16 protein-coding genes and 1 tRNA gene are annotated in these 17,872 nt (G+C 66.7%); 6 read left to right on the top strand and 11 right to left on the bottom strand.

What is annotated here, in order from left to right; translation table 11 throughout:
• The first annotated feature begins 101 nt into the window (after nt 1–101).
• Nucleotides 102–1,064, top strand: a complete 963-nt coding sequence (locus ACO07I_RS23220) for a LysR family transcriptional regulator (protein WP_422011574.1) — start codon at nt 102–104, stop codon at nt 1,062–1,064.
• Here ACO07I_RS23220 and ACO07I_RS23215 read toward each other — a convergent pair.
• The 5 genes from ACO07I_RS23215 to ACO07I_RS23195 are packed head-to-tail and all read right to left on the bottom strand — an operon-like array spanning nt 1,061 to nt 8,072.
• A complete protein-coding gene (locus tag ACO07I_RS23215) occupies nt 1,061–1,486 on the bottom strand; it encodes an HIT family protein (protein ID WP_422011572.1) in 426 nt (141 codons plus the stop codon). The two genes, ACO07I_RS23220 and ACO07I_RS23215, sit on opposite strands and share 4 nt — an antisense overlap.
• The gene (locus tag ACO07I_RS23210; protein WP_422011570.1) at nt 1,486–2,415 is read right to left on the bottom strand and encodes an ArgK/MeaB family GTPase; all 930 of its coding nucleotides are present in this window, start codon (nt 2,413–2,415) and stop codon (nt 1,486–1,488) included. Before ACO07I_RS23210 ends, ACO07I_RS23215 begins: the two co-directional genes overlap by 1 nt.
• A complete protein-coding gene (ppdK, locus tag ACO07I_RS23205) occupies nt 2,412–5,087 on the bottom strand; it encodes a pyruvate, phosphate dikinase (RefSeq protein ID WP_422011568.1) in 2,676 nt (891 codons plus the stop codon). Before ppdK ends, ACO07I_RS23210 begins: the two co-directional genes overlap by 4 nt.
• A gap of 2 nt (nt 5,088–5,089) precedes the next feature.
• Entirely contained in the window at nt 5,090–7,141 is a 2,052-nt protein-coding gene (gene glyS, locus ACO07I_RS23200; RefSeq protein WP_422011566.1) for a glycine--tRNA ligase subunit beta, read from the bottom strand.
• Between the two features lies 1 nt (nt 7,142).
• Complete coding sequence (locus tag ACO07I_RS23195) at nt 7,143–8,072, bottom strand: glycine--tRNA ligase subunit alpha (protein WP_422018358.1); 930 nt, start codon at nt 8,070–8,072, stop codon at nt 7,143–7,145.
• A gap of 437 nt (nt 8,073–8,509) precedes the next feature.
• Between ACO07I_RS23195 and glpD the strand changes: the two genes are divergently transcribed.
• Both glpD and ACO07I_RS23185 read left to right on the top strand, forming a co-directional pair.
• Nucleotides 8,510–10,048, top strand: a complete 1,539-nt coding sequence (gene glpD / locus ACO07I_RS23190) for a glycerol-3-phosphate dehydrogenase (RefSeq protein WP_422011564.1) — start codon at nt 8,510–8,512, stop codon at nt 10,046–10,048.
• Nucleotides 10,049–10,125: 77 nt separating this feature from the next.
• The gene (locus tag ACO07I_RS23185) at nt 10,126–10,716 is read left to right on the top strand and encodes a Spy/CpxP family protein refolding chaperone (protein WP_422011562.1); all 591 of its coding nucleotides are present in this window, start codon (nt 10,126–10,128) and stop codon (nt 10,714–10,716) included.
• Nucleotides 10,717–10,720: 4 nt separating this feature from the next.
• Here ACO07I_RS23185 and ACO07I_RS23180 read toward each other — a convergent pair whose 3' ends face one another.
• Nucleotides 10,721–11,545 carry an aspartate dehydrogenase gene (locus tag ACO07I_RS23180; RefSeq protein WP_422011560.1) on the bottom strand — a complete coding sequence of 275 codons (825 nt, stop codon included), beginning with the start codon at nt 11,543–11,545 and terminating at the stop codon, nt 10,721–10,723.
• 118 nt (nt 11,546–11,663) lie between these two features.
• Here ACO07I_RS23180 and ACO07I_RS23175 point away from each other — a divergent pair.
• Nucleotides 11,664–11,740, top strand: a tRNA-Pro gene (locus tag ACO07I_RS23175).
• 82 nt (nt 11,741–11,822) lie between these two features.
• Here ACO07I_RS23175 and ACO07I_RS23170 read toward each other — a convergent pair.
• Nucleotides 11,823–12,599 carry a DUF4394 domain-containing protein gene (locus ACO07I_RS23170; protein ID WP_422011558.1) on the bottom strand — a complete coding sequence of 259 codons (777 nt, stop codon included), beginning with the start codon at nt 12,597–12,599 and terminating at the stop codon, nt 11,823–11,825.
• A 198-nt stretch (nt 12,600–12,797) separates the two neighbouring features.
• Between ACO07I_RS23170 and ACO07I_RS23165 the strand changes: the two genes are divergently transcribed.
• On the top strand, nt 12,798–13,352 hold the full coding sequence (locus ACO07I_RS23165) for a sigma-70 family RNA polymerase sigma factor (protein ID WP_422011556.1): 555 nt from the start codon (nt 12,798–12,800) through the stop codon (nt 13,350–13,352).
• On the top strand, nt 13,349–14,074 hold the full coding sequence (locus ACO07I_RS23160) for an anti-sigma factor (RefSeq protein ID WP_422011554.1): 726 nt from the start codon (nt 13,349–13,351) through the stop codon (nt 14,072–14,074). Before ACO07I_RS23165 ends, ACO07I_RS23160 begins: the two co-directional genes overlap by 4 nt.
• 6 nt (nt 14,075–14,080) lie before the next feature.
• Here the strand turns inward: ACO07I_RS23160 and ACO07I_RS23155 are convergent, their stop codons facing one another.
• The 4 genes from ACO07I_RS23155 to ACO07I_RS23140 are packed head-to-tail and all read right to left on the bottom strand — an operon-like array spanning nt 14,081 to nt 17,841.
• Nucleotides 14,081–15,040, bottom strand: a complete 960-nt coding sequence (locus ACO07I_RS23155) for an ABC transporter ATP-binding protein (protein WP_422011552.1) — start codon at nt 15,038–15,040, stop codon at nt 14,081–14,083.
• Nucleotides 15,037–16,032, bottom strand: a complete 996-nt coding sequence (locus tag ACO07I_RS23150; protein ID WP_422011550.1) for an ABC transporter ATP-binding protein — start codon at nt 16,030–16,032, stop codon at nt 15,037–15,039. Before ACO07I_RS23150 ends, ACO07I_RS23155 begins: the two co-directional genes overlap by 4 nt.
• 11 nt (nt 16,033–16,043) lie before the next feature.
• Nucleotides 16,044–16,907 carry an ABC transporter permease gene (locus ACO07I_RS23145; RefSeq protein WP_298315695.1) on the bottom strand — a complete coding sequence of 288 codons (864 nt, stop codon included), beginning with the start codon at nt 16,905–16,907 and terminating at the stop codon, nt 16,044–16,046.
• Nucleotides 16,888–17,841: an ABC transporter permease gene (locus tag ACO07I_RS23140; protein WP_422011547.1), complete on the bottom strand. Its 954-nt coding sequence runs from the start codon at nt 17,839–17,841 to the stop codon at nt 16,888–16,890. Before ACO07I_RS23140 ends, ACO07I_RS23145 begins: the two co-directional genes overlap by 20 nt.
• Nucleotides 17,842–17,872: the final 31 nt, after the last annotated feature.

Here is a 17,872-nt window from a genome sequence, read left to right as displayed (position 1 = left end):
AAGCAGACAGAAACGACATTTCACCTGGAATGGTGTAGGGTAATTGACGAGATCCCCGTCAGCTAAGCGTTAGCCGTCCATCTTTTGTATCGATTGTGGCCATGGTCTCCCTCCCTCCGCGCAAGAACAAGGTGCCGAACATTCTCGGCGACTGGGATGACGTCCGTTTCTTCCTCGCGGTTGCAAAAACCGGCAGTTTCAGCGCCGCGGCGACGCAGCTGAACACCAAGCAGACGACCGTGGGGCGCCGCATCCAAGCACTCGAGCGTCGCCTGGGCGCCAAACTGTTCGACCGGCACCGCCACGGCATGGAGGTCACGCCGGCCGCTCGCGGCGTGCTCTCACAGGCCGAATCGATGATGTCCAACGCCACGGCCATCGAACGGCATCTTGCCGGCCTTGATCGAGAAATGGCCGGTATCGTCCGTATCGCGGCAACCGAGGGTATCGCCGCCCACTGGCTGGTGCCGCGCCTCGGCATGCTGCGCCGCACACATCCGGACATCATCGTTCAGGTGATCGCCGGCGATCAGGTGCTGGACCTCGCCACCCGCCAGGCCGACCTCGCCATTCGCTTCTTCCGCCCGACGTCCAACCAGCTGGTCGCGGCACGCGTCGGCCAGGTCAACATGTCGATCTTCGCGGCGCCCTCCTACATCGAGCAGTACGGCCTGCCGCAGACTCTCGACGACATGCGTGACCACCACATCGTCGACCACACGACCCTGCACAGCCTCCCGGCCATGAAGTCTTGGAGCGAAGTGGTCGAGCGCAGCACCTCGGTGGTCCTGCGCACCAACTCCTCCTATGCGGCCATGGAAGCGGTGCAGACGGGATACGGGATTTCGGTGTTTCCGGACTACATCGCCAAGTCGTCGAACCTGGTCGCCGCGCCGATCGATCTCAGGATCATCCGCGACATCTGGCTGGTCAGCCATGAAGAGACCAACAAGGGCGCGCGCATCCGCACCGTGATCGACTATGTGCGCGAGCAGTTCCGCCAGGACGAACGCGAGTGGTTCTCCACCACGCCGCGCAGCAGCAGGTCGATGGCGGCCGCCTAGAGGGCGGCCTTCAACCTCTCGCAGATCGCCTCGATCTCCGCCTTGTCGCCCGGCTTGTAGGTCCAGTTCAGCCTGACCTCGTCCCCCGGAAAGCGCGGCAGGATGTGCACGTGGAGATGCGGGACACTCTGCGCGGCGCCCAAGCCGTTGGACTGCAGGAGATTGACCCCGCTCGGATCGAGCGTGGCCATCGCCGCCTTGGCGACGCGTTGCGCCGTCCTGGCGACCGCGGCCAGGACCTCAGGCGGAATGACGTCGATGGTCGGCCAGTGTCCTTTGGCAACGGCCAACGCGTGGCCGGGATTGACCGGATTGATGTCCATGAACGCGATCGTCGCCTCGTCCTCGAGCAACTTGAAGCAGGGCAGCTGTCCCGCCACGATCTTGCAGAAGATACAGCTTTCGTCGGTCGGCAGGCCCATCACGGTCTCTCCAGGGCAACGCCCAGTTCTCGCAATCGCTGGAAGGGCTGCATGCCCGGTGCCAGCGCCAGATCAAGACCCAGACGGTCGAGCCTGACAAGGCCGTCCCGGCCGAACCGGTCGCGCAGCGACTGGGCGATCCAGCCTTCGCTCTGGTGATGACGCGCCACCGCCAACCGCCCCTCCGCCATCAGGAACTCCCGGTGCGCCTCCAGCGCTTCCATCAGCCGATCCATCCCCACGCTGCTGCGCGATGAGACGGCGAGCACCTTCACCGGCCAGTCGCTGCCGCCTGCGGTGGCGAGCGACAGCGCACCCGCCACGTCGGCACGCGCCCGCTCGGCCGGGGCTCCCATGTCCGCCTTGGTGACGACGACCAGATGCGGGATTTCGACGATGCCCGCCTTCATGAACTGCAGCGAATCGCCCGATCCGGGCTGGACGCAGAACAGGACCGTGTCGGCCACTCCGGCCACGTCGGTCTCCGACTGGCCCACGCCGACCGTCTCGATCAGCACCCGATCGAACAGAGCCCGCATGACGACCATGGCGGCCACCGTCTGGTCCGCGAGCCCGCCCAGGCGGTCGCGGGCCGCCATCGAGCGCACGAAGCTGCCCTCGTCAGAGCCGTCATGGGCGATGCGGACGCGGTCACCGAGCAGAGCCCCGCCGCTCGTGCGCGACGAGGGGTCGACGGCGATCACGCCGACGGTCTTGCCCGACTGCCGCCACGCCGCCACCACGGCAGCACAGAGCGAGGATTTGCCGACGCCCGGCGGACCGGTGACGCCAACGACATGGGCACGAGGCTCGCGCCAGGCTGCGTCGAGCAGCGCATGCGACGTCGCGCTTTCCGGATCGCGCTCCAGCCCGGCAAGGGCGGCGGCCAGCGCCCGCTTGCCGTCCGTGCGGAGCGCCGCCAGCGTCATTCCGTCTTGAGCGGCCCGCCCAGCGCCGCCTGCGCCGCCGCCAGCCGCGCGATCGGCACGCGGTAGGGCGAACAGGAGACATAGTCGAGACCGGCCTTGTGGCAGAAGAACACCGAGGCCGGATCGCCGCCATGCTCGCCGCAGATGCCCAGCTTCAGGCTGTTGCGGACCTTGCGGCCGCGCTCCGTGGCGATCTCGATCAGCTCGCCCACGCCCTCGATGTCGAGCGAGGCGAACGGGTCGTGCTCGAAGATCCCGCGCTGCTGGTACTTCTCGAGGAACGAAGCCGAGTCGTCGCGGCTGAGGCCGAAGGTGGTCTGCGTCAGGTCGTTGGTGCCGAAGGAGAAGAACTCGGCCGACTCGGCGATGTCGCCGGCCCGCAGCGCGGCGCGGGGCAGCTCGATCATGGTGCCAACGAGATATTCGAGCTTTTGGCCCGACGAGCTGCTCACTTCCTCGGCGACCTGGTCGATCACGACCTTCATCAGGTCGAGCTCCTTCTTGGTCGCGACCAGCGGGATCATGATTTCCGGAATGACGGTCTTGCCGGCCTTCTTCTGGACCTCCGCCACGGCCTCGAAGATGGCGCGTGCCTGCATCTCGTAGATCTCGGGATAGGAGATGCCGAGACGCACACCGCGATGCCCGAGCATGGGATTGAACTCGTGCAGCTTGTTGGCGCGCTCCTCGATCTCCTTCACGTCGACACCGAGGTCCTTGGCCACGACCTCCATCTCCGCTGCCGTCTTCGGCAGGAATTCGTGCAACGGCGGGTCAAGCAGGCGGATCGTGACGGGAAGCCCCGCCATGATCTCGAACAGCTCGACGAAATCCTGGCGCTGCATCGGCTGGATCTTCGCGAGCGCCACACGCCGGCTCTTCTCGTCGTCGGCCAGGATCATCTGGCGTACCGCCACGATGCGATCGCCTTCGAAGAACATGTGCTCGGTGCGGCAGAGGCCAATGCCCTCGGCGCCGAACTTGCGCGCCTGGGCCGCGTCGGTCGGCGTCTCTGCATTGGTGCGAATGCCGAGCTTGCGGAACTCGTCGGCCCATTCCATGAGCTGGGAGAAGTCGCCGCTGAGCTCGGGCTGCACGGTCGGTACGACGCCGAGAATGATCTCGCCGGTGCTGCCGTCGAGCGTGATGGTGTCGCCCGTCTTCACCGTCGTGCCGCGCACGATGAGCGTGCCGGCCTTGCCGTCGATACGCACGTCGCCCGCGCCCGCGACGCAGGGCTTGCCCATGCCACGCGCGACCACGGCGGCGTGGCTGGTCATGCCGCCGGTCGAGGTCAGGATGCCTTCCGCGGCGTGCATTCCGTGGATATCCTCCGGGCTGGTCTCGCGACGCACCAGGATCACCTTCTCACCGCCGCGCGCCTGCTTCTCAGCATCGTCGGCAGTGAACACGACCTTGCCCGAGGCGGCCCCGGGCGACGCCGGCAGGCCCTTGGCAATTACCTTGCGGGGCGCCTTTGGATCGAGCGTCGGATGCAGGAGCTGGTCGAGCGACGCCGGCACGATGCGCGACACGGCCTCCTTCTTGTCGATCAGCCCCTCTTTCACCATGTCGACCGCAATCTTGAGGGCGGCCTTTGCCGTGCGCTTGCCGTTACGCGTCTGCAGCATATAGAGCTTGCCGCGCTGGACGGTGAACTCGATGTCCTGCATGTCATGATAGTGCTGCTCGAGCCGCTGACGCACGCTGTCGAGCTGCTTGAACACTTCCGGCATGACCTCTTCCATGGCCGGTGCATCGGACTTCTGCGCGAGCTTGCCCTGCACGGTGAGGTGCTGCGGCGTGCGGATGCCCGCGACCACGTCCTCGCCCTGCGCGTTCACGAGATACTCGCCGTAGAACAGGTTTGTGCCGGTCGAGGGATCGCGCGTGAAGGCGACGCCGGTGGCGCAATCCTCGCCCATGTTGCCGAACACCATGGCCTGCACGTTGACTGCAGTGCCCCAGCTCTCCGGAATCGCATGCAGGCGACGGTAGGTGATCGCGCGCTGGTTCATCCAGGACTCGAAGACCGCGCCCACGGCACCCCAGAGCTGCTCGCGAGGCTCCTGCGGGAACGGCTTGCCGGTGCGCTTCTCGACCAGCTTCTTGTATTCGGCCACGATCGCGCGCCAGTCTTCGGCCTTGAGGTCGGTGTCCATGGAGACGCCGAGATCCTCTTTCTTGATCTCGAGCGCCTCCTCGAAATAGTGATGGCCGACATCGAGCACGACGTTGGAATACATCTGGATGAAGCGGCGATAGCTGTCCCAGGCGAAGCGCTCGTCGCCCGACGACTTGGCGAGACCCAGCACCGTCTTGTCGTTGAGGCCGAGGTTCAGCACCGTATCCATCATGCCCGGCATCGAGGCGCGTGCGCCGGAACGGACCGATACCAGCAGCGGGTTGGCGGCATCGCCGAACTGGGTGCCGACGATCTTCTCGACCTGGGCCAGTGCCTTCTCCACCTCGTCCTTCAGTTCGGGCGGATAGGTTTTCTTGTTGTCGTAGAAGTGGGTGCAGAGTTCGGTGGTAATGGTGAAGCCCGGCGGCACCGGCAGGCCGAGGCTCGACATCTCGGCCAGGTTGGCGCCCTTGCCACCCAGCAGGTTGCGCATGTCGGCGCGGCCCTCGGCCTTGCCGTCCCCGAAACTGTAGACCCACTTGGCCATTCTTAGCCCTCGATCTTCGAAAAATCGGCCACCGCATCCATGGTGGCGCGAATCTGGTTGAGCAGTTTCAGCCTGTTCAGGCGAACCTCCGGCCTGTCCGTCACGTTGACCGTGACCTTGTCGAACAGGGCGTCGATCGGCCCGCGCAGGCCCGCGAAGGCCGCCATGGCCCCCGCGAAATCCTCGGCGGCGAGCGCCGGTTTCACCGCGCGCGCCACCTGGTCCAAGGCGGAAGCAACGGTTTTCTCCTCGGCTTGTTCCAGAAGAGCGGCATCAGGCGCGCCGGCGATCTTAGCGGCCAGACCCTTGTCCTTCTTCTCCTCGGCCCGAACGATATTTGCAGCGCGGCCATAGGCCGTCAGCAGGTTCCGGCCGGCGTCGGTGCCCAGGAAATCCTGCAACGCCCCGACCCGCGCCAGCAGCCGGACGAGATCGTCTTCACCGCCCAGCGACACGACAGCATCGACCACGTCGTGTCGGACCCCCTTCTCGCGCATTTGCACCTTGAGGCGCTCGGCGAAGAACGCCAGCAGGTCGTCTGCCTTGAGGAAGGGCCTGAGCGGCAGCCGAAGCTTGTTCTCGACCACGATCCGGATGATTCCCAGCGCCGCGCGGCGCAGCGCGAAGGGATCGCGCGAGCCCGTGGGCTTCTCGCCGATCGACCAGAACGAGGTCAGCGCATCGAGCTTGTCGGCCAGCGCGACGGCGATCGATACCGGTGCCGTCGGACAACGGTCGTTTGGCCCGGCCGGCGCATAGTGATCGCCGATGGCGTCGGCGACGTCTGCAGGCAGCTTTTCGCCCAGCGCGTAGTAGCGGCCCATCACCCCCTGCAATTCGGGGAACTCGCCCACCATCCCGCTCACCAGATCGGTCTTGCACAGTCTCGCGGCCTGCTCGACGGCCGCGGCATCGGCGCCGGGAACGGATCTGGCGATCTCGCCGGCGAGCGCGACGACGCGCTCGACGCGCTCGGCCTGGGTGCCGAGCTTGGCGTGGAACACGACCTGCTTCAGGGCCGGCAGGCGGCTTTCCAGGGTTGTCTTGCGATCCTGATCCCAGAAGAACTTGGCGTCGGCGAGCCGGCCGCGCAACACGCGCTCGTTGCCGGCGACGATCGTCTTGCCGCCATCGCGCGCCACGTTGTTCGCCACCACGACGAAGCGGTTGGCCAGCGTTCCGTCGGCCTTGGACGTCGTGAAGAAGCGCAGATGCACCTTCATCGAGACGATCAGCACTTCCGGCGGCACGTCCATGAACTGGGCGTCGATGGCGCCCAGCATCGGCACCGGCCATTCGGTCAAGCCGGCCACTTCCTCGAGCAGGCCCTCGTCCTCGTTCAGCTTGACCTGTGCTTCGGTGCAGAGCCGGCCCGCTCCCTCGAGGATGATCGCCTTGCGTTCTGCAGCGTCCAGGATGACATGCGCCTCCCGCAGTTTGGCTGCGTAGTCAGCGAAATTCGCGACCTCGAACGTGCCCGTGGACAGGAAGCGATGGCCTCGCGTCGCGGAGCCGAAAGCGATCGGCGCCATCCGGCCGCCCGGCGAAACCTCGCCCTTCAGCACCTTGCCGTCGAACAGCGCGACGATCGACTGAAGCGGACGCACCCAGTGCATGGTGCTGCTGCCCCATTTCATCGACTTGGGCCACGGCAGCGCCTTCAGCGCGCCATCGATCACCGCCCCAAGCGCGTCCGCGGTCGGCCCGCCCTTTTTCGTGATCACGGCGAACCAGAACTCGCCCTTGCCGGTATCGCGCTTCTCGGCCTGGTCGAGCGAAGCAAGGCCCGCGCCCTTCAGGAAGCCCTGCACGGCCTGATCGGGAGCCCCGACGCGCGGCCCGCGCTTTTCTTCGCTGACATCATCGCGGATGGCGGGGATGCCCTCGACCACAAGCGCGAGACGCCGCGGCGTCGCGAAGGCCTGGGCCTTCTCGAAGCCGATGCCCGCGCCCTTCAGCCCGTCACAGACCAATCGCTTCAGATCTTCAGCCGCACGCGCCTGCATGCGTGCGGGAATCTCTTCAGACAGCAGTTCAAGAAGCAACTCGGCCATCTCAGGCAGCCCCTTCGACGACGCTCAGGCCAGGCTTCGTTTGCGTCTCAAGCCATGCTTCGCAGCAGGCCTTGGCGAGTTCGCGCACGCGCAGGATGTAGCTCTGGCGCTCCGCCACGCTGATCACGCCGCGGGCATCGAGCAGGTTGAAGGCGTGCGATGCCTTGATGCACTGCTCGTAGGCCGGCAGCGGCAGCTTCTTCGCGACCAGCCGGCCGCTTTCCTTCTCGGCGTCGGCGAAGTGACGGAACAGCATCTCGGTGTCGGCATGCTCGAAATTGTAGGCCGACTGCTCCCGCTCGTTCTGCAGGAACACGTCGCCGTAGGTCAGCGGCACGTCGGAATCGGCGCGATTGTAAGGAAGCTCGTAGACCGACTTCTTGTCGAACAGGTACATGGCCAGCCGCTCGAGACCGTAGGTGATCTCGCCCGCCACCAGATCGACCTCGATGCCACCCACCTGCTGGAAGTAGGTGAACTGCGTGATCTCCATGCCGTCGCACCAGACTTCCCAGCCCAGCCCCCAGGCGCCCAGGGTCGGGCTCTCCCAGTCATCCTCGACAAAGCGGATATCGTGCAGCGTGGTGTCGATGCCGATCGCCTGGAGCGAGCCCAGGTAGCGCTCGAGGATGTCGGGCGGCGACGGCTTCAGGATGGCCTGGAACTGATAATAGTGCTGCAGCCGCATCGGATTCTCGCCGTAGCGGCCGTCGCCAGGGCGGCGCGACGGCTGCACATACGCCGCGTACCAGGGCTTCGGCCCGAGCGTCCGCAGCGTCGTCGCGGTGTGGAAGGTACCGGCCCCCATCTCCATGTCGAACGGCTGGAGGATCAGACAGCCCTGGGCCGCCCAATAGTCCTGCAGGGTCAAAATCAGTTCCTGAAAGCACGTCGGTTTCCCGCGCGCTGCAGAGGGGTTCGACACCGGTATTCCCCGAAGCTCTAAAGGCCTTGTATTTCCGCAACTTATGGCCGTTTTTGCGGTGCGGCAAAATAGGTTCCACCCCCCAGCCGGTCAAGGCTGGCGGCGCGCTGCGGCCTTATGGCCGTGGACGACCGCATTGGCCACATTTTTCAGCAGTGGCCGGAATGTAGGCACCGCAACCGGCGCACTGGACGGTATCCTCGATCACCACGGGCTTGCGCGGGGGTGCCGGCGGCGCCTCGGGGGGGACGGGAGCCGGGGGAGGCGGCGGTGGACGCTGCGGCAGGTCGTTGCCGGTGAAACGGTCGAAAAGACCCTTCCAATGCCGGAAAGTCCTGTACACGCCGTACAAGGCAAGGCCGAACAGCGCAATCTTGAGCAGGAAACCCATGCGGCCTTTTGCGGTTCCTGCACAACCCGGTCAAGCGGGCTATAGGTAGGCGATGAGTGTGACGGAGGATCGGCCTCTCGACCTGTTCGTGGTCGGCGGCGGCATCAATGGGGCGGGAATCGCCTGTGACGCGGCCGGGCGCGCGTTGACGGTCGGGCTCTGCGAAATGAACGATTTCGCCAGTGCGACCTCCTCGAAGGCGACCAAGCTCATCCATGGCGGCCTGCGCTATCTGGAAACCTACGAATTCCGCCTGGTCCGCGAGGCGTTGCAGGAGCGCGAGGTGCTGCTGGCCAAGGCGCCGCATCTCTCCTGGCCCCTGCGCTTCGTGCTGCCCTACGAGCCGCATTTGCGGCCGCGCTGGATGCTGCGACTGGGCCTCTGGCTCTACGACCACCTCGACTGGCACATGACCCTGCCCAAGTCGATTCAGGTCGACCTGCCCCGGTCGAAATTCGGGGCCGGCCTCAAGCCCAACTTCCAGAAGGGCTTCGTCTATTCCGACGCCTGGGTCGACGACGCGCGCCTCGTGATCTCCAATTTGAAATCGGCACGCGAGATGGGGGCTGCGATCTATGCCCGGCATCGCTGCGTCTCGGCCCGTCGCAGCGACGACGGCAAGCTCTGGCACATCGAGCTCCAAGGCCCGAGTGGTGCGCCCGTGCATCTCAAGGCGCGCGCCCTTGTGAATGCCGCCGGCCCCTGGGTGAAGCACTTCCTCGACGAGCAGACCGAGATCAAGACTCCCAAGCGGGTGCGCCTTGTGAAGGGCAGCCACATCATCGTGCCCAAGCTCTACGATGGCGACCACGCTTTCATCCTGCAGAACAGCGACAACCGCATCGTGTTCGTCATTCCCTACGAGCGTGAGTTCTCGCTGATCGGGACCACCGACATCGCGGTCAAGGAAGGCGAACACCCGGTCTGTTCGCCGGAAGAGATCGTCTATCTCTGCGACTTGGCCAGCCGCTACATGGCCAAGCCCGTGCGACCGCAGGACGTGGTCTGGACCTATTCCGGCGTCCGCCCGCTGTTCGACGACGGCGACGACAACCCTTCGAAGGTGACGCGCGACTACCATCTGGAAGTCGACGGCTCCCCGCAGGGCAAGGCACCTATCCTCTCGGTGTTCGGGGGCAAGATCACGACGTACCGGCGGTTAGCCGAGCATGCGCTGCGGGACCTCCAGCCCTATTTCCCGCGCATGGGCGGTCCCTGGACCGACGGACGCGCCGTCTACGACGGCGAGATGGCCGACGCACCGACCTTCGAGGAGGCCTTCGACCGGTTCGTTGACGGTGCCGTAGCCATCAAGCCCGGCCTGCCGAAGGAGCTGGTGCGAATCCTCGCCCGGCGTCATGGCTCGGGCCTCGACGACCTCCTCGAGAACGTGAGGACCGTGGCCGATCTCGGGCGCCATTTCGGCGGCTCGCTCTACGAAGTCGAGGTGCGCCATCTGGTGCGCGACGAATGGGCCGTCGATGCCGAGGATGTGCTCTGGCGGCGGACCAAGGAAGGCCTGCATATGACAGCGGAAGAACGCGAGACATTCGCGCGCTGGCTGGCCGAGCAACGGCTCAACTTTACATAACTTAACCTTCGGCCCGGGCACGCTCGGCGCCTTTGGTCCGTACCTCGGGAACCACCCCTTCCATGGCGAGGTTTCCGATGTCGTTCCGTTCCCTGGTCCTGCCCACCGCTCTCGTCCTTGCGGCGGGCTTTGCTTTCACCACACCTGCCTCCGCCTTCGACCTCTTCGAGGGCGACGAGGCGGTCGAGCTCGCGCAGGCCACCCCGCCTGCGCCGCCGCCGCCGGCCGGCCCTCGCGGCGAACGGGCGCATGGGGGCGAACGCGGCGAACGAGCCGACCGCAGCTTCTCTCCCAGGTCGATGTGCCTCGACATGACCGCCCGCCGCATCGGCGATCGCGCCTACCTCAAGGCCCGGCTGGAACTGAAGCCCGACCAGATGACCGCCTGGAACGCCTTCGAGAAGGTGGCCGACGAAGCCAGCGCCAAGTCGATGGCTCGCTGCCAGACCCTGCCGACCGAGATGAAGGAGCGTCCGACCTATCTGGAGCGCCTCACCCTGGAAGAGGACGTCATGAAGGCCCGCATCGCCACCATCGAGGCGGTGAAGCCCTCGCTCACCGCCCTCGTCGCCGTCCTGACGCCCGAGCAGAAGGCGCTCCTCGACCGTCCGCGCGCGGGCTTTGCCCACCATGGGCACATGGGCATGGGCCGCCCCGGCCCCCGCTAAAACCCTACCAGTCGCTGTGGCGGACGATCTTCATCAGGTCGTCCGCCATGGTGAGGGCCGTAAGGACGCCCGTTTTGGGATTGTCCGGCATGGCCCGGCCCAGGCGCTCGAGCTTCAGCTCGCCTGAATCGGAGACGACCTCCAGCTTGCTGGCGTTGGTGCCCGGCGGCAGGGTTGGATCGGCCACCAGCTCGATTTCCGTCTTGTCGAGACCGGCGCCACAGAGCGCTACCGTCACCGCCAGATTGGCGTTTTTCGGGTAGAGCCGGCCTGCATCGGCGGGGGAGCCGCGGAAGATCACGGTCGGTTCCTTGATCGACGGCAGGTCGAATTCGGTCTCGGCCGGCGTGCCCGTCCAGGCATGCGGTGGCTTGATCGAGATGTATTTCACCTTCTCCAGCTTGCCCAGCCGCATGGCGAGCAGCCCGTCCAGGCCGGCGATGGCGCCCGCCGGCAGGCGCAGGCGCGCGCCGCCCTTTTCCGCCGCCTTCACGTGCTTCTTCCACAGCGACGGATCGCCGTAGGCGCCGGTAGCGATGACCATGAAGTCGATGCCCTTCTTCAGGATGGTCTCGCCCCAGTCGCGCACCGCCTGCTGGCTCGCCGCCTCGACCACGACATCGGGCTTGAGCTTCAGCAGCGCTTTCAGGTCATCGACCACCGCGACCTTCTTACCCAGCTTCTTCTGGGTGGCTGCGACCCTGCCCTTGCGCACCAGAACGCCGACGATATCGATGGGCGGCTTCTTCTCGCGAAACACGTCGAACAGCATCTGGCTGATGGCGCCGTAGCCGATCAGCGCGATTTTCAGCCGCTTTTCCTTCGCCATCTATCCCCCTGGACCCGAATCATGCTCCGACTATAGCGGGCCGCCTCGGCCCTTGCGACCCACCGGGGTGGCGGCTATAACCCCGGCCTCGCCGCGGGCCGGAGTCCGCAAATCCTGACGGAGCGTAGCTCAGCCTGGTAGAGCACTAGCTTCGGGAGCTAGGGGCCGGAGGTTCGAATCCTCTCGCTCCGACCAATCGGCGAGACCGATGCCAAGGGCATCGGTTACGAGAGAACGGCGGACCTTAAGGGTCCGCCGTTTTCGTTTCAGCGCGCCGCTACATCTTCGGCAGGATGGCGATGTCGGTGACGGCGCCGCCCAGGCCCTCGATCTTGGCCACCGGCGTGGCCTTGCCGCTCGCCAGGTCGATCGACCAGAGCTGGTCGCCGGTCATGGCCCAGCCTTCGTTCTTCGTGCCGTCCGACCAGATGTCGAAGGCGACGGCGTCGACCTTCGGGCCGAGCGCGCCGACCGTATTGAGGACGCCATCGTTCGGAGGCGCCTGCTTGACCAGCGCGCCCGTCGTGGTGTCGACGTTGAGGAGCGTCGTTTCCTTCGTGCCCTTCACGGAGTTGGTGTAGGCGCCAGCCATGACCTTGGGCGCCTTTCCCTTGTTGGCATCTGAGTCGGCATACTTCAGGCTGCCGTCCTTGATGACCTTGCCGTCGTCGACATTGACGCGAAGGCTCGTGCCATCGCTGCCGATGACGCGCAGCCGGTCGGCGACTGGGTTGAAGTCGACCGTGGCAGAGGCGCCGGCCGGCAGCATCGTCTCGAGCTTCGACTTCTTCGTGGCCTTGCCATCCATCGCGATGGTGTAGAGCGTGCCGTCCGCGGCCAGCGCATAGAGCATGCCGTCGGCCGGCCGCACGTCGATCCCGACCAGCGGACCGGTAACGCCCTCGACCTTCATCTTCTTCGTCGCCTTCTTGGCCGAAGTGTCGACGATGGCGATCGTGTCGTTTCCGATCAGCGCGGCGACGTCCGCCGCCTGCGCTGTGCCCGCCAAGGTCACCAGGGCCGTCGAGGCCGCGAGGATTGCCTTCACCGTCATTGGATCTCTCCTTCCGTTGCAGACCCATGAGCGGGTCTGCAGCGGATACCGGCCGACCGGCTCTTTTGGATGCAGCACCGGAAAAAAGAATCTGGATCGGGTGCCGACTGCATCCAATTGCCGTTTTCCGAGGTATCCTCGAAGAAAGCGCATCGGTGTCGACCGGCGCGACAATCGCAGGGAGGCAGGGCAGGAGCGATGACGGCAGAACTGCCCCCCGATCACTCTGCGCTGGAAGCGGTAATTTCGGCCGCGATCGTGCGCTGTGCCGCCGGCGAGCAGTCTGCGCTTCGCGTCATCTACGATAGCGAGGCGGCCCGTATGGTGGGCGTGGCGATGCGCATCCTGCGCCGGCGCGACCTAGCCGAGGAGGCGACACACGACGCCTTCATGCGCATCTGGCGCAGCGCGCGCAGCTTCGATCCCTCGCGCGGCGCCGCGCGCGCCTGGATCTACACGATCGTGCGGAACCAGGCTTTGACGATCCTGCGCGACGAACGGCGCTTCGGGCCCGACGAGCCGACGGACAATGAGATGCCGGAGCCGAATTCGGCACTGGCGCGTCTGCCGGAGTCCAGCGCCCTGCGACACTGCCTCGAACAGCTCGATACCGGCCGCCGCAGCGCCATCGTCCTGGCCTACGTGCACGGCTTCAGCCACGGCGAGCTGGCGGGGCGCCTCGGCGTGCCGCTGGGCACCATCAAGAGCTGGATACGCCGCGGCCTGGTCTCCCTGCAGGAGTGCCTGGGATGACGCCCGACCGCGACGACCGGATCCACGCCGCCGAATTCGTCCTGGGCCTGCTGGAGGCCGAGACGTACGCCGCGGCGGAGCGCCGCCTCTCCTCCGATCCCGCCTTCGCGCGCGAGGTGGCGGCCTGGCAGAAGCATTTTGCGGCTTTCGACGACACGGCAGATCCGGTCGTGCCGACCGATGAACTGTGGCGCCGCATCGAGGCTGGCATGGGCACGGCAGTTGCCGTGCCCGCGGTGGCCCCGACCGGTCTCCTGCCTCGGTTCTGGAACAGCCTGGGCGCACTGCGGATCGCAGCGCTGTCAGGGGTCACCGCCGCCCTGGCCCTCGCGGTGGTCACCACCGTGACCGTACGGCACGCGCAGGAGGTGGCGGCCCGCAAGCCGGTCTATGTCGCCATCCTGGTCGATGATGCGACGCGCCAGGCCGGCGCCATCGTGAACGCCTTCGCCGACGGCAGGGTGGAGATGATCCCGCTCGTCGACATGACCGTCCCCGCGGGACGCTCGTTGCAGGTCTGGACGCTCTGGAATCGTGAGGTCGGCCCGCGATCGGTCGGCCTGCTCGAGCGCGCCCGGGCGACGTCGCTCGATCTCGAGCGGCTGCCCACCACGGCGGCCGACCAGCTCTTCGAGATCACGCTGGAACCGTCCGGTGGCTCCCCGACCGGGCGTCCGACCGGTCCGATCCTCTACAAGGGCACGACGGCGCGCACGCTGTAGCCGGCTTCAGCCGATCAGCGGATAATGACAGGCGACTTCGCGACCGGGTGCGATCTGGCGCAACGGTGGCACCTCGTCCGTGCAGCGCGGCTGCGCATGCGGGCAGCGCGTGCGGAAGCGGCACCCCGAGGGCGGATCGAGTGGCGATGGCGGGTCGCCCGGCTTCAGCTTGGTGTCGCCCAGGGGGACGTCCGGATCGGGCACCGGGATCGCGGCCATCAGTGCGGCCGTATAGGGATGCGCCGGCGTCGCAAACAGCGAATCGGAATCGGCGACCTCGCAGAGCCGGCCGAGATACATGACCGCAACCCGGTCCGACACCGACTTCACCACCGCGAGATCGTGGGCGATGAACAGGAGCGTGAGGCCGAACCGCGCCTTCATGTCCTCGAGCAGATTGACGATCTGAGCCCGGATCGAGACGTCGAGCGCCGAAACCGGCTCGTCGCACACGATCAGGCTGGGCTCGAGGACAAGGGCGCGCGCAATGGCGATGCGCTGGCATTGGCCGCCGGAGAATTCGTGCGGCCTCCTGTTCCAGACGAGGTCGGGATCGAGGCCGACGGCCTCCATCACGGCGCGGACGCGGCGGGTGCGCTCGGCGGCATCGGACACACCCGACACGATCAGCGGCTCGGCAATGATCTCGGCGACCTTGCGGCGCGGATTGAGCGAGGCGATCGGGTCCTGGAAGATCATCTGCAGGCGCGGCCGCATGGCCCGAAGCGCCTGGCCGCGCATCTGCGTCAGGTCCTTGCCGTCGAACACCACGGCACCGGCCTTGGGCGGCGGCAACTGCAGCAGCGCGCGCGCCAGAGAGGACTTGCCCGAGCCCGATTCGCCGACCAGCCCCAGCGTCTCGCCCTGCTTAACCGAGAGGGTAACGTCGCTGACCGCGTGAACATGGCGGCCGCCGCCCACCGGGTATTCGACCACGAGGTTCTGGATCGAGAGGAGATCGCTCATGCCGCCCCTCCCGGCTCCACGCCCCTCGGATGGAAACAGGCGTAGCCGCGCCCGCCGTCCATCGTCAGCGCCGGCTGCTCCGCGTCGCACCGCTCGGTGCGATAGAGGCAGCGCGGGCCGAAGGCGCAGCCACCGGTTCGCCGAGCCAGGTCCGGGGGCCGGCCGGGAATGGCGCTGAGCCGCGTGTGCGTGGGATCGGTGAGCCGCGGCAGCGAGCGCAGCAGCGCCTCGGTATAGGGCATGCGCGGCGAACGGAAGATCTCGCGGGTCGCCGCGGTTTCCACCGCGCGGCCGGCATACATTACCATGATGTCGTCGCTGCGGCCCGCGGCCACGCCGAGATCGTGGGTGATCAGGATCATCGCCATCCCTCGCTGGCGCTGCTCGCCCTGCAGCAGGTCGAGGATCTGGCGCTGCACGGTCACGTCGAGCGCCGTCGTCGGCTCGTCGGCGATCAGCAGCTTGGGCGCGCAGGCGATTGCGATGGCGATGGCCACCCGCTGGCGCATGCCGCCCGACATTTCGTGCGGATATTGCTGCGCGCGGCGGTCCGGTTCCGGGATGCCGACCTCGTTCAGCAATTCTACGGCGCGACGCGCGGCCGCCTTCGAATCCAGCCCGCGATTGAGGCGTAGTCCCTCGCCGATCTGGCGACCGATCTTCATCACCGGATTGAGCGAGGTCATCGGGTCCTGGAACACGATGCCGATCTCGGTGCCCAGGACGCTGCGGAATTCCCGCGGCGACAGGCCGCGAAGATCCCGCCCCTCGAACAGGACCTGGCCGGCCACGCCGGCGCCCGAGCCCGCGCCGACCAGGCCGATCAGCGAGCGCACCAGAACCGATTTGCCCGACCCCGATTCGCCTACGATGCCGAGCGTCCGCCCCGCGTGCAGGTCGAACGACACGCCGTCGACGGCGCGCAGCGGGCCGCGCACGGTGGAGAAGCTTACCTGGGCATTGCGCACCGTCAGGAGCGGCGCTGGACTCATCTCCTCGCCGCTCACAGCGCCGACCTCCGCGGGTCGACCATGTTGCGCACCATGTCGCCCACGAAGTTGAGCGAAAGGACGGTGGCGAACATCACCGCGGCCGGGATCAGTGCCGTGTAGGGCGCGACGTCGAGCGCCTCGCGCCCGTCGGCGATCATGCCGCCCCAGCTCGGTTGCGGCGCCGGAATGCCGAGGCCGAGGAACGACAGTGCACCTTCGGCCACGATGATCACGCTGATCGCCACCAGCCAGAAGGCGAACATGGGCGGCAGGAGGTTGGGCAGGATCTCGCGCGTCAGGATTCGCCAGTCGCTGGCGCCGACGGTGCGGGCGGCCAGCACGAAGTCGCGGTTCGCCCAGGCCAGTGTATTGGCCCGTGCCACGCGCGCCGCCGCCGGGATCGACAGGATGCCCAGCGCCAGGGTGACGTTGAACAGGCTCTGTCCAAGATAGGCGGTGAAGGTGAGCGCCAGCACCAGCGACGGGAAGGCCAGCAGAATGTCGATGAAGCCGACCGCCAGCATGTCGACCTTGCCGCGGAAATAGCCGGCGCTCATGCCGATCGCGCCGCCGATGAGGAAGCCCAGGATCGGCGCGCAGATGCCGACGATCAGCGAAGTGCGGGCGCCGTAGATCACGCGCGAGAGCATGTCGCGGCCGAGATTGTCGGTGCCCAGCAGGAATTCGGCCGAGGGCGGCTTGCGGCGCAGGATCAGTTCCTGCGCCGACGGATCGGGCAGCCCGATCCAGTCGGCGGTGATCGCCAGGAAGACGACGAGCAGCAGCCATCCGAGCGGCAGGGCGAGCGCCCAGTGCCAGCGGCGGCGCGGCCGGGTCGCGGCGACGACGGCGCCCTTAGCTGCGGAAGCGGACATGACGCACCCTCGGGTCGAGCACGGCGTAGAGCATGTCGACCAGGAAGTTGACGACCACGAAGCCCACCGCGATGAATGCCACGGTGCCCTGCACGAGGATCAGGTCGCGGTTGAAGATGCCGCCCAGCAGCAGCCGGCCGACGCCGGGCAAAGCAAAGATCTGCTCCACGATCACCGCGCCGCCGATCAGCCCGCCGATATTGAGACCGAGAATGGTGATCAGGGTGAACGAAGAGGGCCGCAGCGCATGCTGCAGCAGGACCCGCCATTGCGGCAGGCCCTTGGCCCGCGCCAAGAGGATGAAGTCTTCCTTGAGCGTGGTCAGCAGGTCCGAGCGCAGCACGCGCATCAGCACCGTCCACTCGATCAGGCCCAGGGTCAGCGACGGCAGGATCATCGATTCGAAATTGTCCCACAGGCCTTCGGACATCGGCGTGAAGCCGGTCGCCGGCAGGAGGTCGAAGGTCACAGAGAAGAGGTAGATCAGGACGATGCCCAGCATGAAGTTGGGCATTGCGAGAAAACCGAAGGCGGCCGAGGCCGATATGCGATCGAAGATTCCGCCGGGCCGCCGCACCGAGAGCAGCGCCACCGGGATCGCGATCCCCAGCGCGATGACTTGCGCCATAACCATGAGCTGCAGCGACACCGGCAGACGATCGAGGATCGCCTGCACCACGGGCTCGCCGCTGCGGTACGAGCGGCCGAGGTCGCCCGACAGCGCCGAGCCCAGCCAGTCGAAGTAACGCACCAGCATCGGCCGATCGAGGCCGAGATCGGCGCGCAGGCCGGCAATGTCCTCGGGCGTCGCGAGGCTGCCCAGGATCACGATCGCCACGTCACCCGGCAGGATGTTGACGATCATGTAGGTGAGCAAGGTGACGCAGAACAGCACCACCACCAGCCGCACCAACTGGCGCACAAGCCACGGCATCGGAAATGCCTACGCTATCCGATTCGACACC

Origin of the sequence: Reyranella sp., assembly GCF_965227665.1 — a bacterium.
Lineage (GTDB): Bacteria > Pseudomonadota > Alphaproteobacteria > Reyranellales > Reyranellaceae > Reyranella.
The sequence above is the reverse complement of the archived record's forward strand: the minus strand, read 5'-3'. Positions and strand labels throughout refer to the sequence as shown.

Bases quoted from the DNA above. Each gene is read 5' to 3' on its own strand.
- ACO07I_RS23215 (WP_422011572.1), bottom strand. From the start codon at position 1,486: ATGGGCCTGCCGACCGACGAAAGCTGTATCTTCTGCAAGATCGTGGCG.
- ACO07I_RS23180 (WP_422011560.1), bottom strand. From the start codon at position 11,545: ATGGCGAAGGAAAAGCGGCTGAAAATCGCGCTGATCGGCTACGGCGCC.
- ACO07I_RS23185 (WP_422011562.1), top strand. From the start codon at position 10,126: ATGTCGTTCCGTTCCCTGGTCCTGCCCACCGCTCTCGTCCTTGCGGCG.
- glyS (WP_422011566.1), bottom strand. From the start codon at position 7,141: ATGGCCGAGTTGCTTCTTGAACTGCTGTCTGAAGAGATTCCCGCACGC.
- glpD (WP_422011564.1), top strand. From the start codon at position 8,510: ATGAGTGTGACGGAGGATCGGCCTCTCGACCTGTTCGTGGTCGGCGGC.
- ACO07I_RS23155 (WP_422011552.1), bottom strand. From the start codon at position 15,040: ATGAGCGATCTCCTCTCGATCCAGAACCTCGTGGTCGAATACCCGGTG.
- ACO07I_RS23210 (WP_422011570.1), bottom strand. From the start codon at position 2,415: ATGACGCTGGCGGCGCTCCGCACGGACGGCAAGCGGGCGCTGGCCGCC.
- ppdK (WP_422011568.1), bottom strand. From the start codon at position 5,087: ATGGCCAAGTGGGTCTACAGTTTCGGGGACGGCAAGGCCGAGGGCCGC.
- ACO07I_RS23220 (WP_422011574.1), top strand. From the start codon at position 102: ATGGTCTCCCTCCCTCCGCGCAAGAACAAGGTGCCGAACATTCTCGGC.
- ACO07I_RS23170 (WP_422011558.1), bottom strand. From the start codon at position 12,599: ATGACGGTGAAGGCAATCCTCGCGGCCTCGACGGCCCTGGTGACCTTG.
- ACO07I_RS23160 (WP_422011554.1), top strand. From the start codon at position 13,349: ATGACGCCCGACCGCGACGACCGGATCCACGCCGCCGAATTCGTCCTG.
- ACO07I_RS23150 (WP_422011550.1), bottom strand. From the start codon at position 16,032: ATGAGTCCAGCGCCGCTCCTGACGGTGCGCAATGCCCAGGTAAGCTTC.
- ACO07I_RS23140 (WP_422011547.1), bottom strand. From the start codon at position 17,841: ATGCCGTGGCTTGTGCGCCAGTTGGTGCGGCTGGTGGTGGTGCTGTTC.
- ACO07I_RS23165 (WP_422011556.1), top strand. From the start codon at position 12,798: ATGACGGCAGAACTGCCCCCCGATCACTCTGCGCTGGAAGCGGTAATT.
- ACO07I_RS23145 (WP_298315695.1), bottom strand. From the start codon at position 16,907: ATGTCCGCTTCCGCAGCTAAGGGCGCCGTCGTCGCCGCGACCCGGCCG.